The following is a 13,526-nucleotide window of genomic DNA, read 5'->3' as shown; positions in this document are numbered from 1 at the left end:
TTGATTGCTCGCCGATGTTGGCGCATCGCGCGAGTCACGGAAAACGCAACGAAGGGGGACTCGGGGCACTTCCGGATTATGGGGGACGGCTTCGGCCTTTTCGGAAAGTAGCAGAGATGATTCGTTCTCAGCTCGTTCAAAAGCTTGCGCTTCTTCATCCTGACCTCAGCGGGCAGGAAGTCGACCGCATCGTGGATATCGTTTTCGACTCGATTACCGCGCGCCTGGCCGAAGGGGGCCGGGTAGAACTGCGTGGATTCGGCGCCTTCACCACCCGCGCACGGGACGGCCGCACGGGGCGCAATCCCCGCACCGGCGATTCGGTGGTGGTGCCGCCCAAGCGCGTGCCGCACTTCAAGCCAGGCAAGGAAATGCGCATTCGCCTGAATGCCGGCGACTGAGCACCGTCAACTGAGCCTTTGACGATCCGGCAGCCCGGCCATGCGGCAGCGCATCGGCCGGGTTGCGGCATTTGAAGAGAGCCAGTCCTTCACCGGCGCTTGATAAGGGCTGGAACCGTCCTGCCGCGCATGGCATGGGCGTTCGCGCATCCCATGTGCTTGCGGACGTGGCGAAATCGGTAGACGCAGCAGACTTAAAATCTGCTTCTCATCTGAGAGTGCGGGTTCAAGTCCCGCCGTCCGCACCATAGCGAATGCGATGTCGCCCCTTTCAAGCGCAGCCATGGTTGGACGAATCGCGTCGGCAGGCTACGGCCTCCCTGTAACGTCGATAGATTCTTGTCCGAACAGGGAGTGAAAGGCGATGGGCACCCGCCCCGCGCGAACCTGGGTCCGCCCCCTGCTGGCATTGGCCGTGCTTGCCACTGCGGGATGCAACAGCCCGCGCGACAACCGCACCGTTCGGGTGGACGTGATCGGCCAGAGCGAAGCACTCGCCCAGCCGCTGCGCCACGGCAATGCACCGGCAGCCCGGCTGATCCTCGCCTCGACAGCGCAAGGGCTGCTCAGCTTCGATGCGCGCGGCGACATTGTCGGGGCTCTGGCGGAAAGCTGGATCGTCGAGGATGGCGGCCAGAGCTACATCTTCCGTCTGAAGCGGCTGCACTGGGCGGACGGCAAGCCGGTCCATGCCGATGAGGTCGCCCGACTGCTGCGCGAGCGGATGCGCGCCAATCCGCTGCTGCTGGCGGGCCTTACCCCCGATGTGCGCGCCATGACCGACCGGGTCATCGAAATAAGGCTCGACATGAGCCTCCCCGCCTTCCTGCAATTGCTCGCCCAGCCGGACCTTGCGGTAATGACCCGCTCGGGCGACGGCACCGGCCCCTATCGCCGTGAGCCGGTTGCCGAGGGCGGGCCGGTCGTCCTGGCGCCCGCGATAGCTGCCAGCGAGGAGCCGGCGGAGGGCGAGCCCGAGAGCGAAGCCGCGCCCCCGGTCGAGCGGCGGGAAGTGCGCGCCGAGCGCGCGTCGCTGGCTCTCGTTCGCTTCCGTGCCCGCCATACCGATCTGGTGCTGGGCGGGCGCTTCCAGCACCTCCCCTTGATCGCCGCGGCCGGCCTCAACATGGCCGACGCGCAGGTCGACCCGGTCGAGGGCCTGTTCGGCCTCGCCTTTACGAGCACGTCGTCCTTCCTCGCGGACGTACCGGTGCGCGACGCGCTCGCCCGCCTTGTCGACCGGGACAAGCTCGCCGAGGTTCTGGGCCTGCCGGGCTGGCGGACCGCCACCTACCCGCTCCCGGCCTCTTATGAGCTGAACCGCCTGCCGAGCGCACCGGCATGGTCCGGCCGCTCGCGCGAGGAACGCGTCGAATCCGCCCGGCGGATCATCGACCGCTGGCGGGCGGACAAGGGCGATCCGCCGGTTCTACGGATCGCCTTGCCGGACGGATCAGGCGCCTCCGTGCTGTTCCTGCGCCTGGTTCAAGACTTTGGACAGGCCGGATTGCAACTCGATCGGGTGGCCATCGATCAGCCCGCCGATCTGCGGCTGATCGACGAGGTCGCGCCCTTCGACAGCGCGTTCTGGTATCTCGCGCGCCTCGATTGTTCGGCCGGGCTCCTGTGCGATCCGCGCGTGGCCAGCCGCCTCGCCGAGGCCCGCAAGAGCCAGAATGATGAGGAACGCGCCCAGTTGCTGGCGGAAGCGGAGGAAGCGACGGTAGCCTTCAGCGGGTTCATCCCGCTCGGTCGCCCCATCCGCTGGTCGCTCGTCGGGCAGCGGCTCACCAACTTCAAACCGTCCTCGCGCGGAGTTCATCCATTGAATGCGCTGATCACCGTCCCCAACTAATCCTTCGCGCTGCCAGCAAGGCAGCCTGTAAAGGAACGTGAATGGCCCGGGCGAGACCGCATAACGCCGCTGAAGAGATGGCGAGACAGTTTGAGAGCCTCGCCAGTTCGCGGCTCGGGCGCGATCCCCATGCGGTGCGCCGCCGCATCGAGATGATGGAGCAAGTGCTCGAAAATGCGATGGTGATCCCCGGAACGCGCATCCGCGTTGGGCTGGACGCCATGCTGGGCATCGTTCCCATCGTCGGCGATCTGCTCGCAGCGGCCATGGGCGCATGGATCGTTTGGGAGGCCCGCAATCTTGGGATGCCGCGCTGGCAGTTGCTGCGGATGAGCGGCAATGTCGCCTTCGACACCGCAATCGGCGCGGTTCCACTGGTCGGCGATGCCTTCGACGTCATGTTCCGCTCGAACACGCGCAACCTGCGGATCATCCGCAAGCATCTCGACAAGCACCATCCCCAGACAGCGATTATAGAAGGCTAAAATAAGCAGGCGCTGTTCCTCGGCGCCGTGAGCCTAAATGTTGCTGAAATCGAGACCGATATCCGCCGCTGGTGCCGACTGGGTCAATCGCCCGACACTGACATAATCGACGCCCGTGCTGGCGATGGCGCGAATGGTCTCCAGTGTGACGCCTCCAGACGCCTCCGTGGGCACGCGCTTTCCAACCAGCGTGACGGCGCCGCGCAGAACGTCCGGCGACATATTGTCCAGCAGCAGATGCGTCGCCCCGGCCGCGATGGCCGGCTCGATCTGGTCGATCCGGTCGACCTCCACGATCACCTCGGCAATCCCGGCAGCCACTGCCCGGCGCACCGCCTCGTCCACCGATCCGGCGACAGCTACGTGATTGTCCTTGATCATCGCCGCGTCCCACAGGCCCATGCGATGATTTTTCGCGCCGCCCATGCGCGTGGCATATTTCTCCAGCACCCGCAGGCCGGGGATCGTCTTGCGGGTATCGAGCAGCGTCGCTCCGGTACCAGCGATGCGGTCCACATAAGCCCGCGTCATCGTGGCGATACCGGTCAAGTGCTGGACGGTGTTGAGCGCCGACCGCTCCGCGGTGAGCATCGCGCGTGCGCGGCCCTTCAGGCGCATCAGGTCGGTGCCGGCGGGCACCTGATCACCATCCGCGGCGAGCAGCGTGATCTCGACATCGGGATCGAGCGCACGGAAAAAGGCCTCGGCTAACGGCAGGCCTGCAACGGTCACCGAGTCTCGACTGTCCATGACACCGCTGAACACCGCGTCTGCGGGGATGACGCTCTGCGACGTCACATCCCGCCCGCCCCCATTTACCGGACCATCGAGATCCTCGGCGAGGGTGGCGGCGACGAAGGCGTCAAGGTCGAAGCGGTCAAGTGTGAAGGGCATGATGCGCTCGCTTTTTCATCGCCGCCTCGAAAGCGCAAGAGCGTTCCTCAAGCTCGGCGAGGGAGGGACCGGCCAGCGCGATCCGCGCCTGCGCCATCAACCGCTCACCTTCCAGCCGCAGCGCCTCCCGCCGGGGCTGCGAAGCGAGGCCGGAGGAAATGCCCAGCAGACAATCGAGAAACTGCGCCGCGGCAATAGGGCTGGTCGCGGCGGCCGAGCGCAGGGAGCCGAAACCGCGCCGCAGGAAATGATCGAAATCGTCATTGAGCGGAATGACACGCTGCCAGTGTTCTTCTTCCTCTCCCGGCCTGCTGCGCAGATCGCGCCGGGCAAGTTCGCTCATCGAAGCGCCGAGCCAATGCATCGCCGTCACCGCCGTGAAGGGATCGTTGATGCCAGGCGACAGGGCCCGCAAGCCAATCTCGACCAGCTCGTCGATCAGAAATTCGATGTCCTGCGCCGGAGACCGAAATCCAGCGAGGGAGAAACAGTCCCGCAGTTGCTCGGCCATCTCATCATCCACATGACAGCCGTGGACGGACATCAAGCCAACTTCGGGATGGACAAAATTGCCGGGACGCAGGCGCATGACCACGCGGCATTTGTGCTCGCGGGCAACGTCAGCCAGGCCTGAGAAATCGACGATCTGGATATAGCCGCTGCCCGTCGCCGGCACGATCTGCCCGTCGGACAACGCCATCATCTCCACATCGTCGCCCTCTTTCGGAAAGCGCTTGCGCACTTCCTTGGTCAGGCGCCGTCCGATCTCCTCAAGCACGGAATTGATGCGGATGCTGGCGGGCACATGATTGAGGAAGAAGACCAGCACGCCGATGGAAATCAGCATCAGGCCGGTGGCGATGACCAGCGAGAGCTGCGGCACGAACCCGACATCGACGCTGGATTCCGCCGCCTCCCGGACGACCCGCAGCACCATCACGGCATAGACGAACGTGCCGATGAACGTCGCCAGCGAGAGCTGGTTGCCGCGATCTTCCATGAAATTGATGAGCAGGCGCGGGCCGTAATTACCCGAGGCATAGACCACGGCGGCAATGGTGATCGAGAAAACGGTCGACGCCACGCCGATCATCGATCCGGCAATCACGTTGAGGACGTTGCGCGCCCCCTCCGGCCGCGCGGCATCCACGAACTTGACGAGATGGGCGGCCTGCCCCGAGCGATCGATGGTGATAGTGACGATCGCCAGCGCGAGGGCGAGCATCGTGAACAGCGCCGGATAAAACCAGTAGCTCGCGTTAACGTTCAGCCAGAGCGAGCGCAGGCGGACGATCACCGGGGCGGCTCCCCGCTCACCGCGCTCCCACGTCGCCCTGCCCGACCGTGTCGCTAGCGAGATCCAGCATCCGGTCGAGGCTCTTCTTCGCGGCGACCCGCAGCTGCTCATCCATCTCGATGCGCGGCTGGAGATCGCGGAGCGCGATGTAGAGCTTCTCCAGCGTGTTGAGCGCCATATAGGGGCAGACGTTGCAATTGCAGTTGCCGTCCGCACCCGGCGCGCCGACGAAGCGCTTTTCGGGGATCGCCTTTTCCATCTGGTGGATGATGTGCGGCTCGGTCGCGACGATCAGCGTGTCGCCCGGCATATCCTTGGCATATTGCAGGATGCCGCTGGTCGAGCCGACATAATCGGCGTGATCGATGATAGCCGGCGGGCATTCGGGGTGAGCCGCAACCGGCGCGCCGGGGTGCATGGCCTTGAGCTTGAGCAGCTCGGTCTCGCTGAAGCTCTCATGCACGATGCACACGCCCGGCCAGAGCAGCATCTCACGCCCCAGCTTGCGCGCGAGATAGCCACCCAGATGCTTGTCCGGCCCGAAGATGATCTTCTGGTCCTTGGGGAGCTTGCTCAGAATCTTCTCGGCAGACGAGCTGGTGACGATGATATCGCTCAGCGCCTTTACCTCCGCCGAGCAATTGATGTAGCTGAGCGCGATATGATCGGGATGGGCCTCGCGGAAGGCCTTGAACTGGGCTGGCGGGCAGCTGTCTTCCAGGCTACAGCCGGCGTCCATGTCCGGCAGGATCACGATCTTCTCGGGACTGAGAATCTTCGCCGTCTCGGCCATGAAGCGCACACCGCAAAATGCGATCACGTCCGCATCCGTCTCGGCCGCCTTGCGGGACAGCTCCAGGCTATCGCCCACGAAGTCAGCCAGGTCTTGGATCTGCGGCTTCTGGTAGTAATGCGCGAGGATGACCGCGTTGCGCTCCTTGCGCAGGCGATTGATCTCCTCCAGCAGGTCCAGCCCCGCAAGCCTTCCGCCGATCCCGCCGCGTGCATCCATCACCGAATCTCCTTTGTCATGCGGGGGAGATGGCCACGAAGCGCCCGGCGATCAACCTCTAACCGCGCTCAGGGGAAGAAGGCCCGCATATCGCGCATCGCGCCGGGGGTGCCGGCGACCATATCGCGCGTGATGGCAAGGCCCATCGGGCTGTAGGCGATGGCATCGGCCACGAGCTGACTGCCAATCAGGATGCCCGCTCCCCACAGCCATGCAGCGTGGACCCGTCCTTTGCGCCGCCAGTCCCACACCATGCCGGCCAGGATAAACATCATGGGCGCCACGACAGCCGCGACCCACCAGCCCCAGGGGATGAGGAACGGCATCGGCAGCAGCCGCCCGAAGCCGGGGCCGGTCAGCCCGGCCATGGCGCCGCACATCAGCCGCCGGTGCCAGTCGGGACGGGCGCGCAGGACGAGCGCCGCCCCGACGGTGAGCGCGAAAGCCAGCAGGCCGATGCTGTTGCCGAAGAGAAATTCATTAGTATCGAAGAAAGGAGGCCCGCCGATTGCGCGCACCGAATGACGCGTCACCGCCAGACCCAGCACGACCATGACCGGCACCCAGAGCAGCGCGAGCACACCAAGTCGCCGGTGCAGGCGCACCGACCCGCCCGCCGCCAGAAAGGATTGTGTGACGAAAAGAACCAGCCAGCCGAAGAAAACCAGCGCATGGACATGAAGCAGCAGCGGCGCAGCGAAGGTCGAGCGGCCGGCGGCGACGTTGAACGAGAAGCCCGCCACAATGACAAAGGCCATCGCCAGCGCCAATTTGAGGAAGAAGCTGCGCTCGCGCTCGATCTCGGATCTGATGCCTGAAGCAAGTGTTGCCATGACGGTCCCCCCACCGTTGCCTGGACGGCGGGGAAGCTGATCCTGTTCGCGCCTTCCGTCAAGCGCCTAAATCAGCACCCTCGCCCAGACCCCGTCCGCTCTATCCTCTATCAGCCCCCGCCGTTGCAGATCGATGAGATGGGCGAGCACGGATCGGCCCGCGGCGCCATGCAGGCGTGGATTGAGGCCCACATACATGCTCGCGACGAAATCCGGGATGGTGACGGCGCCCTGCCGGTCCAGAATGCGCAGGATCTGCCCTTCCCGCATCCGCCGATGCCCCAGCATGCCGCGTGCGAAGCGCTGGGGCTGGGTCACCGGTTCGCCATGGGCGGGATAATAGACGCTGTCCGAGCGGGCGACCAAACGCTCCAGCGAGGCGAGATAATCGCTCATGTCGCCATCCGGCGGCGAGACGACGCTGGTGGACCAGCTCATCACATGATCGCCGGTGAACAGCGCCGCTTCTTCCTCGAGCGCGTAGCACAGATGATTGGAGGTGTGGCCGGGCGTCGCCAGCGCGATAAGAGTCCAGCCCGTGCCCACGATTTGCTCGCCCTCCGCGAGCACCTGGTCGGGACTGTAATCGGGGTCGAATGCCGCATCTGCACGCGGCCCGTCATCCTCCAGCGTCAGCGGCGCGCAGCCGATGATCGGCGCGCCAATGCGCTGTGCCAGCGGGCGCGCCGCCGGGCTGTGATCGCGATGGGTGTGGGTGCAGGCGATAGCAATGACGGGGCGACCGGCAATCGCAGCTTCCAGTGCATCCAAATGGGCGGGATCATCCGGGCCGGGATCGATTACGGTAAGGTCGCTGTTGCCCACCAGATAGGTCTGCGTCCCCTCAAAAGTGAAGGGCGAGGGATTGGGTGCCAGCACGCGCTGCACCAGCGGCGACAGGCGCATGACCCGGCCGGTGTCGGCGGCGAGACTGGGGGCAGCAGGCATCATCTCTTCCATGTGTCACGGCCGCCGCCGATTACAAGGCGCAAGCGAAACTGTCGGAGCGCTTTACAGGTCGCAACCTCTTGCCCCGCCCTTAACCAGCGTCGCCGCCCGCTTCCCTCACCCGGAGAAACTGGCACGGCGCTTGCTCTTCTTGTCGACACACCCGCTTTGGGGGACGGGCACCCGGTCTTCTTGCCTGTCCCCCAATCCTTTTGTCTCCCAATCCCTCCGAACTCCGGCGCCCGAACGCAAAACGGGCGCCGGGCTTTTTGCCCCGCGCCCGCTTGAAGAACCAAATGGAATCCGATCAGGCGGCGATGACGCCCTCCTCCGCAAGAAGCTGCTTGAGCTCGCCCGCCTCATACATTTCCATCATGATGTCCGACCCGCCAAGGAACTCGCCCTTCACATAGAGCTGGGGGATGGTCGGCCAGTCGGAAAAGGTCTTGATGCCCTGGCGGATCTCCTGATCCTGCAGCACATCCACGCTCTCGAAAGGCGCGCCAAGCCGTTCCAGAATGGCAATGGCGCGGCTCGAGAACCCGCACTGCGGGAACAAGGGCGTGCCTTTCATGAAGAGCACGACATCGTTCTTGCCGACGATATCGGCGATGCGGGCGTGGACGGGGTCGGTCATGTCTGGTCTCCGGGCAGCAGTGCGGCGCGATGCCGGCGCTGCGCTATCAGTTGGGAACGGCCGTGGTCAGTTGCAAGGCGTGAAGCTCTCCGCCCATGCGACCGCCCAGCGCGGCATAGACGGCCCGCTGCTGGGCAATGCGATTCATCCCCCGAAAACTCTCGGAGGTGACCCGCGCCGCATAATGGTCGCCGTCGCCGGCCAGATCGGTGATCTCCACCGTCGCATCCGGGAAAGCCGCGAGGATCATCGCCTCGATATCGCCAGCCGCCATGGGCATGTCAAAAGCCCCTCAATTCTCTTCCTGCATGAACTGGCGACGCGCCTCGGCGGCCTTGTCGCTCAGCGCCGTGCGCACGCGCTGCTCGTCCATGTCGACGCCGGCCGATACGAGATCGCCCATCACCTTGCGGATCACGTCCTCATCGCCGGCTTCCTCGAAGTCCGCCTGCACGACCGCCTTGGCATAGGCATCGGTCTCTTCCTTGGTCAGCCCCATCAGGCCGGCCGCCCACTCGCCCAGCAGGCGGTTGCGCCGGGCAGCGACCCGGAACGCGAGTTCCTGATCCATGGCGAACTTGGTCTCGAACGCCTTCTCGCGATCGTCGAATGAACTCATGAAAGACGCACCTTCATCTGGAGGTAACTGAATAGAGGTTCTACTTAGGAAGCAGGCGCTCCCTTGGCAACGCGCGGGACGCCCCGCCGCGTCGAATTCAGGCGGCGGCCGGCACCAGCCAGGGCCGGGTCTGCGCATCGCGCGCTTCGAACGTACCGATGGTATCGCCCTGCGCCATGGTCAGGCCGATCTCGTCGAGGCCGCCCAGCAGGCAGCTTTTGCGGAACGGGTCGATCTCGAAAGTGAAGCGGTCCTGAAACGGCGTCGTCACCGACTGGTTCTCAAGGTCGATGCTGATCGGATCGGTCTTGGCGACCTCCAGCAACCGGTCGACCGCGTCCTGCGGCAACACGACGGTCAGGATGCCGTTCTTGAAGGCATTGCCCGAGAAAATATCCGAGAAGCTCGGCGCGATGACGGCCCGCACCCCCATGTCGATCAGCGCCCAGGCGGCATGTTCGCGGCTCGACCCGCAGCCGAAATTGTCGCCCGCCACGATGATCGGCGCACCGGCATAGCGCGGATCGTCGAACACATTGCCCGGCTCCTTGCGCAGCGCCTCGAACGCGCCTTTGCCGAGGCCCGTGCGGCTGATGGTCTTGAGCCATTCGGCCGGAATGATGATGTCGGTATCGACATTCTTCAGGCCGAAGGGATAGGCGCGACCTTCAACGGTGGTGACGGGTTCCATGCTGGTCCTGCTGATGACGGGCTCTTTGACCGGTCAAGTGGCGGATGTGCGCGCTTGCGTCAAGATGCCGACCCGATATGCAGGCGGCCGACGGCGATGTGCGGAGGAGATGAGGCAATGGCAACAAGCGGCACATGGCGCCCGATGCGCGCCAGTGACATGGCGGCAGTCAAGGCGATCTCCGATGCGGTCCATGGTCGCTATACAGAGGATGAAGCGATCTACGCCGAGCGCCTCAGCCTGCATCCGGCGGGCTGTTTCGTCTTCGAGGACGCCGGGCGCGTGCTCGGCTACCTCATCGCCCACCCATGGTATGCGGACAGCGTGCCCGCCTTCAATGCCCCACTGGGCGCCATTCCCGAGAACCCCGGCAGCTATTATCTGCACGATCTTGCCCTGCTGCCCGATGCCCGAGGCAGTGGCGCCGGGCGGACGGCGCTCGCGCTGATCGCCGCACAGGGGCGTCGCGAGGGTGTTGATGAAATCTGGCTGACGGCCGTCAACGGCGCAGACAGCTATTGGGCCGCGCAAGGCTTCGAGGTGGTCGAAGCGCCGGATCCTGCCGGTTATGACGAAGCCTGTTACCGCATGAAGATGCGCGTAGCCACGGCATGACAGCGCGGATTGAGAAACCCGCGCCCGTCTAACGTCCTCAACTCAGCGCGCGGCCGGCTTTTCCGCCTTTGCGGGCACAGCGGCGGACTGGCCGAGGCCCATGGCCATGGCGGCGCTGCCGAGAGCACCGGCGACCAAAATCCAGAAAATGACTTTCATTGCGTCCCCTTACGCTTGCTCGGGCACCATTAGTTCGCGAACGTCCGCAAGTCGACCCCTGATCGCGGCGGCGGCCGCCATCACCGGCGAGACGAGATGGGTGCGCGCACCCGGCCCCTGCCGACCCATGAAGTTGCGGTTGCTCGTAGAGGCACAACGCTCGCCACTGGGCACACGATCCGGATTCATGCCCAGGCACATGGAGCAGCCCGGCTCGCGCCACTCGAACCCGGCCTCGATGAAGATGCGATCCAGCCCCTCGGCCTCGGCCTGATGCTTGACCAGACCGGAGCCGGGCACGATCAGCGCCTGCTTGATGCCGTCGGCAACCTTGCGGCCCTTGAGCACCGACGCGGCCGCGCGCAGATCCTCGATGCGGCTGTTGGTGCAGCTGCCGATGAAGATATGCTCGACCGGCACGTCTTCCATGCGCTGGCCGGCGGTGAGGCCCATATAGGCGAGCGACTTGGCCGCAGCTTCCCGCTTGGAGGGGTCCTCGAAGCTCTCCGGATCGGGCACGACGCCGGTGATCGGTACCACGTCCTCGGGGCTGGTGCCCCAGGTGACGGTCGGCGCGATCTCGTTCGCCTCCAGCCGCACATGCTTGTCGAACACGGCGCCTTCGTCGGTCACGAGCGTGCGCCAATAGGCGACGGCGCGATCCCAATCGGCACCCTGCGGTGCCATCGGGCGGCCCTTGATATAGTCGAACGTCTTCTCGTCCGGCGCAAACAGCCCCGAGCGCGCGCCACCCTCGATCGCCATATTGGCGACGGTCAGCCGGCTCTCGATGCTCATGGCGCGGAAAGTCGAGCCGCGGAATTCCATGACATGGCCGGTCCCACCGGCGGTGCCGATGCGGCCGATGACGGCGAGGATCACGTCCTTGGCGGTGACGCCATAGCCCAGCTCGCCCTCGACCTCGATGGCGAGCGTCTTGCTCGGCTTGAGCAGCAGCGTCTGCGTGGCCAGCACATGCTCGACCTCGCTTGTGCCGATGCCGAAGGCGAGCGCGCCCAGCGCGCCATGCGCGGCCGTGTGGCTATCCCCACAGACCAGGGTCATGCCGGGCAGCGTGAAGCCCTGCTCGGGGCCGACTACGTGGACGATGCCCTGATTGATGTCGGTCGCGCCGAAATAGCGGATACCGAACTCGGGCGCATTGCGCTCCAGCGCGGCGAGCTGCTGCGCGCTCTCCTTGTTGACGATGGGGATGCGGTTGCCCTGCGCATCAACCCGCGCCGTGGTCGGCACGTTATGATCCGGCACGGCCAGCGTGAGATCGGGCCGGCGCACTTTGCGGCCAGCCAGACGAAGGCCCTCGAACGCCTGCGGGCTGGTCACTTCGTGGACGAGGTGGCGGTCGATATAGACAAGGCACGTGCCATCGTCGCGCTTCTCGACGACGTGCGCGTCCCAGATCTTCTCATAAAGGGTGCGGGCCTGGGTCATAATGGGGCTGCCCTACATCTGTCGCGGTCGGGGGGGAAGCCCCTATATCGGGCGCTCGAAGTCCGTTTCAATGGCGCGCGCGGCGCTCCTCCTCTCGTCGCCCCGGACTTGATCCGGGGGTTCCGCTGCCTGGTGCGCGATCGCTGAACAAGAAGCGTCATCCCGGATCAAGTCCGGGATGCGGAGTGTTGGCGGGGCAGCGGAGCGCTCGGAACCGCCCCTCCTCAGAAGAGAAGGGGGTAACTACCGCGCGTTAACCCGACGCCTTACGAGACGTAATGCGCCGTCGTCTTGGCCGCGACTTCCTCGGCGGTAACACCCGGCGCCAGTTCCACGAGGCGGAAGGGCTGATCGTGCGAAACGCGCTGGAAGACGCACAGATCGGTGACGATCATATCCACCACATCCCGGCCGGTGAGCGGCAGGGTGCATTCCGGGATGAACTTGGGGCTGCCGTCCTTGGCGGTGTGCTCCATCACCACGATGATCTTCTTGACGCCGGCGACGAGGTCCATCGCGCCGCCCATGCCCTTGATCATCTTGCCGGGGATCATCCAGTTGGCGATGTCGCCCTTTTCGGAGACTTCCATCGCACCCAGCACGGTGAGATCGATGTGCCCGCCGCGGATCATCGCGAAGCTGTCGGCGCTGGAGAAATAGACGCTGCTCGGCAGTTCGCTGATCGTCTGCTTGCCGGCATTGATGAGATCGGGATCGACCTCGTCATCATAAGGGAACGGGCCGATGCCGAGCATGCCGTTCTCGCTCTGCAGCGTCACCTCCACGCCCGGCGGGATGTGATTGGCGACCAGCGTCGGGATGCCGATGCCGAGATTCACATAGAAGCCGTCCTGCAGCTCCTTCGCGGCGCGCGCGGCCATTTCATCGCGTGACCAGCCCATTATGCGGCCTCCCTTTCGCGGACAGTGCGGAATTCGATCTTCTTGTCATAGGGCGCGCCGACGATCATGCGCTTCACATAGATGCCGGGCAGATGGATGCTGTCCGGATCGAGGCTGCCCACGGGCACCACTTCCTCGACTTCCGCGACGCAGATCTTGCCGGCGGTGGCCATCGGCTGGTTAAAATTCCGCGCGGTCTTGCGGAAAATCAGATTGCCCGCTTCATCGGCCTTCCAGCCCTTGATGATGCACAGATCGGCATAGATGCCGCGCTCGAGCACATATTCCTGCCCATCGAAAATCTTGGTTTCCTTGCCCTCGGCAACTTGCGTGCCCACACCGGTCTTGGTGTAGAAGCCCGGAATGCCCGCACCGCCGGCCCGGCAGCGCTCGGCCAGCGTGCCCTGCGGACAGAACTCCACCTCCAGCTCGCCTGCCAGATATTGCCGCTCGAACTCCTTGTTCTCGCCGACATAGGACGAAATCATCTTCTTCACCTGGCGGGTGCGCAGCAGCTTGCCCAGCCCTTCGCCGTCGATGCCGGCGTTGTTGGAGGCGAAGGTGAGATCCTTCACGCCAGAATCGCGGATCGCGTCGATCAGGCGCTCGGGAATACCGCACAGGCCGAACCCGCCGGCGCAAATGAGCATTCCGTCGTGGAGCAGGCCATCGAGAGCGGCTGCAGCATCGGGATAGAGTTTCTTCACGCGTGTCTCCTTGGCACGG

At 64.9% G+C, this 13,526-nt stretch carries 16 protein-coding genes and 1 tRNA gene; 5 read left to right on the top strand and 12 right to left on the bottom strand.

What is annotated here, in order from left to right; translation table 11 throughout:
- Nucleotides 1-116: 116 nt before the first annotated feature.
- The 4 genes from M2341_RS06180 to M2341_RS06165 all read left to right on the top strand — a co-directional run bounded on the left by M2341_RS06180 (nt 117) and on the right by M2341_RS06165 (nt 2,741).
- The gene (locus M2341_RS06180; protein ID WP_181559138.1) at nt 117-401 is read left to right on the top strand and encodes an integration host factor subunit beta; all 285 of its coding nucleotides are present in this window, start codon (nt 117-119) and stop codon (nt 399-401) included.
- A gap of 161 nt (nt 402-562) precedes the next feature.
- A tRNA-Leu gene (locus tag M2341_RS06175) sits at nt 563-649 on the top strand.
- A gap of 116 nt (nt 650-765) precedes the next feature.
- On the top strand, nt 766-2,256 hold the full coding sequence (locus M2341_RS06170) for an ABC transporter substrate-binding protein (RefSeq protein WP_264584617.1): 1,491 nt from the start codon (nt 766-768) through the stop codon (nt 2,254-2,256).
- A 77-nt stretch (nt 2,257-2,333) separates the two neighbouring features.
- Entirely contained in the window at nt 2,334-2,741 is a 408-nt protein-coding gene (locus M2341_RS06165) for a DUF4112 domain-containing protein (RefSeq protein WP_264576197.1), read from the top strand.
- A gap of 33 nt (nt 2,742-2,774) precedes the next feature.
- Here the strand turns inward: M2341_RS06165 and nadC are convergent, their stop codons facing one another.
- From nadC to leuD, 9 genes are all read right to left on the bottom strand, one after another.
- Nucleotides 2,775-3,635 carry a carboxylating nicotinate-nucleotide diphosphorylase gene (gene nadC / locus M2341_RS06160; RefSeq protein WP_264584616.1) on the bottom strand — a complete coding sequence of 287 codons (861 nt, stop codon included), beginning with the start codon at nt 3,633-3,635 and terminating at the stop codon, nt 2,775-2,777.
- Nucleotides 3,619-4,932 (bottom strand): DUF2254 domain-containing protein, encoded by a 1,314-nt coding sequence (locus M2341_RS06155; RefSeq protein ID WP_264584615.1) that lies wholly within the window; start codon nt 4,930-4,932, stop codon nt 3,619-3,621. The genes nadC and M2341_RS06155 overlap by 17 nt, the downstream gene beginning before the upstream one ends.
- 16 nt (nt 4,933-4,948) lie before the next feature.
- On the bottom strand, nt 4,949-5,944 hold the full coding sequence (nadA, locus tag M2341_RS06150; RefSeq protein ID WP_264584614.1) for a quinolinate synthase NadA: 996 nt from the start codon (nt 5,942-5,944) through the stop codon (nt 4,949-4,951).
- Nucleotides 5,945-6,012: 68 nt separating this feature from the next.
- Complete coding sequence (locus M2341_RS06145) at nt 6,013-6,777, bottom strand: hypothetical protein (protein ID WP_181559133.1); 765 nt, start codon at nt 6,775-6,777, stop codon at nt 6,013-6,015.
- 66 nt (nt 6,778-6,843) lie between these two features.
- Entirely contained in the window at nt 6,844-7,728 is an 885-nt protein-coding gene (locus M2341_RS06140) for an MBL fold metallo-hydrolase (RefSeq protein ID WP_413715279.1), read from the bottom strand.
- 304 nt (nt 7,729-8,032) lie between these two features.
- Nucleotides 8,033-8,362, bottom strand: coding sequence for a Grx4 family monothiol glutaredoxin (gene grxD, locus M2341_RS06135; protein ID WP_264584612.1), 330 nt, complete (start codon nt 8,360-8,362; stop codon nt 8,033-8,035).
- 46 nt (nt 8,363-8,408) lie between these two features.
- Nucleotides 8,409-8,642 (bottom strand): BolA/IbaG family iron-sulfur metabolism protein, encoded by a 234-nt coding sequence (locus M2341_RS06130; protein WP_181559130.1) that lies wholly within the window; start codon nt 8,640-8,642, stop codon nt 8,409-8,411.
- A gap of 12 nt (nt 8,643-8,654) precedes the next feature.
- The gene (locus M2341_RS06125; RefSeq protein ID WP_264574774.1) at nt 8,655-8,981 is read right to left on the bottom strand and encodes a DUF1476 domain-containing protein; all 327 of its coding nucleotides are present in this window, start codon (nt 8,979-8,981) and stop codon (nt 8,655-8,657) included.
- Nucleotides 8,982-9,078: 97 nt separating this feature from the next.
- Complete coding sequence (leuD, locus tag M2341_RS06120; RefSeq protein WP_264574773.1) at nt 9,079-9,672, bottom strand: 3-isopropylmalate dehydratase small subunit; 594 nt, start codon at nt 9,670-9,672, stop codon at nt 9,079-9,081.
- A gap of 117 nt (nt 9,673-9,789) precedes the next feature.
- Between leuD and M2341_RS06115 the strand changes: the two genes are divergently transcribed.
- On the top strand, nt 9,790-10,287 hold the full coding sequence (locus M2341_RS06115) for a GNAT family N-acetyltransferase (RefSeq protein WP_264584611.1): 498 nt from the start codon (nt 9,790-9,792) through the stop codon (nt 10,285-10,287).
- A 168-nt stretch (nt 10,288-10,455) separates the two neighbouring features.
- Here the strand turns inward: M2341_RS06115 and leuC are convergent, their stop codons facing one another.
- The 3 genes from leuC to M2341_RS06100 all read right to left on the bottom strand — a co-directional run bounded on the left by leuC (nt 10,456) and on the right by M2341_RS06100 (nt 13,507).
- Nucleotides 10,456-11,898: a 3-isopropylmalate dehydratase large subunit gene (leuC, locus tag M2341_RS06110; protein ID WP_264584610.1), complete on the bottom strand. Its 1,443-nt coding sequence runs from the start codon at nt 11,896-11,898 to the stop codon at nt 10,456-10,458.
- A gap of 266 nt (nt 11,899-12,164) precedes the next feature.
- Nucleotides 12,165-12,800, bottom strand: a complete 636-nt coding sequence (locus M2341_RS06105) for a CoA transferase subunit B (RefSeq protein WP_264576204.1) — start codon at nt 12,798-12,800, stop codon at nt 12,165-12,167.
- Nucleotides 12,800-13,507 (bottom strand): CoA transferase subunit A, encoded by a 708-nt coding sequence (locus M2341_RS06100; protein ID WP_264569800.1) that lies wholly within the window; start codon nt 13,505-13,507, stop codon nt 12,800-12,802. Before M2341_RS06100 ends, M2341_RS06105 begins: the two co-directional genes overlap by 1 nt.
- Nucleotides 13,508-13,526 lie beyond the last annotated feature (19 nt).

This window comes from Sphingobium sp. B7D2B (assembly GCF_025961895.1).
GTDB lineage: Bacteria > Pseudomonadota > Alphaproteobacteria > Sphingomonadales > Sphingomonadaceae > Sphingobium.
This window is presented reverse-complemented; position numbering and strand designations above follow the sequence as displayed.

What these genes read in the sequence shown, in the direction of transcription:
- M2341_RS06180 (WP_181559138.1), top strand. Translation starts at nt 117, where the DNA reads ATGATTCGTTCTCAGCTCGTTCAAAAGCTTGCGCTTCTTCATCCTGAC.
- M2341_RS06170 (WP_264584617.1), top strand. Translation starts at nt 766, where the DNA reads ATGGGCACCCGCCCCGCGCGAACCTGGGTCCGCCCCCTGCTGGCATTG.
- M2341_RS06165 (WP_264576197.1), top strand. Translation starts at nt 2,334, where the DNA reads ATGGCGAGACAGTTTGAGAGCCTCGCCAGTTCGCGGCTCGGGCGCGAT.
- nadC (WP_264584616.1), bottom strand. Translation starts at nt 3,635, where the DNA reads ATGCCCTTCACACTTGACCGCTTCGACCTTGACGCCTTCGTCGCCGCC.
- nadA (WP_264584614.1), bottom strand. Translation starts at nt 5,944, where the DNA reads ATGGATGCACGCGGCGGGATCGGCGGAAGGCTTGCGGGGCTGGACCTG.
- M2341_RS06145 (WP_181559133.1), bottom strand. Translation starts at nt 6,777, where the DNA reads ATGGCAACACTTGCTTCAGGCATCAGATCCGAGATCGAGCGCGAGCGC.
- M2341_RS06140 (WP_413715279.1), bottom strand. Translation starts at nt 7,728, where the DNA reads ATGATGCCTGCTGCCCCCAGTCTCGCCGCCGACACCGGCCGGGTCATG.
- grxD (WP_264584612.1), bottom strand. Translation starts at nt 8,362, where the DNA reads ATGACCGACCCCGTCCACGCCCGCATCGCCGATATCGTCGGCAAGAAC.
- M2341_RS06130 (WP_181559130.1), bottom strand. Translation starts at nt 8,642, where the DNA reads ATGCCCATGGCGGCTGGCGATATCGAGGCGATGATCCTCGCGGCTTTC.
- M2341_RS06125 (WP_264574774.1), bottom strand. Translation starts at nt 8,981, where the DNA reads ATGAGTTCATTCGACGATCGCGAGAAGGCGTTCGAGACCAAGTTCGCC.
- leuD (WP_264574773.1), bottom strand. Translation starts at nt 9,672, where the DNA reads ATGGAACCCGTCACCACCGTTGAAGGTCGCGCCTATCCCTTCGGCCTG.
- M2341_RS06115 (WP_264584611.1), top strand. Translation starts at nt 9,790, where the DNA reads ATGGCAACAAGCGGCACATGGCGCCCGATGCGCGCCAGTGACATGGCG.
- leuC (WP_264584610.1), bottom strand. Translation starts at nt 11,898, where the DNA reads ATGACCCAGGCCCGCACCCTTTATGAGAAGATCTGGGACGCGCACGTC.
- M2341_RS06105 (WP_264576204.1), bottom strand. Translation starts at nt 12,800, where the DNA reads ATGGGCTGGTCACGCGATGAAATGGCCGCGCGCGCCGCGAAGGAGCTG.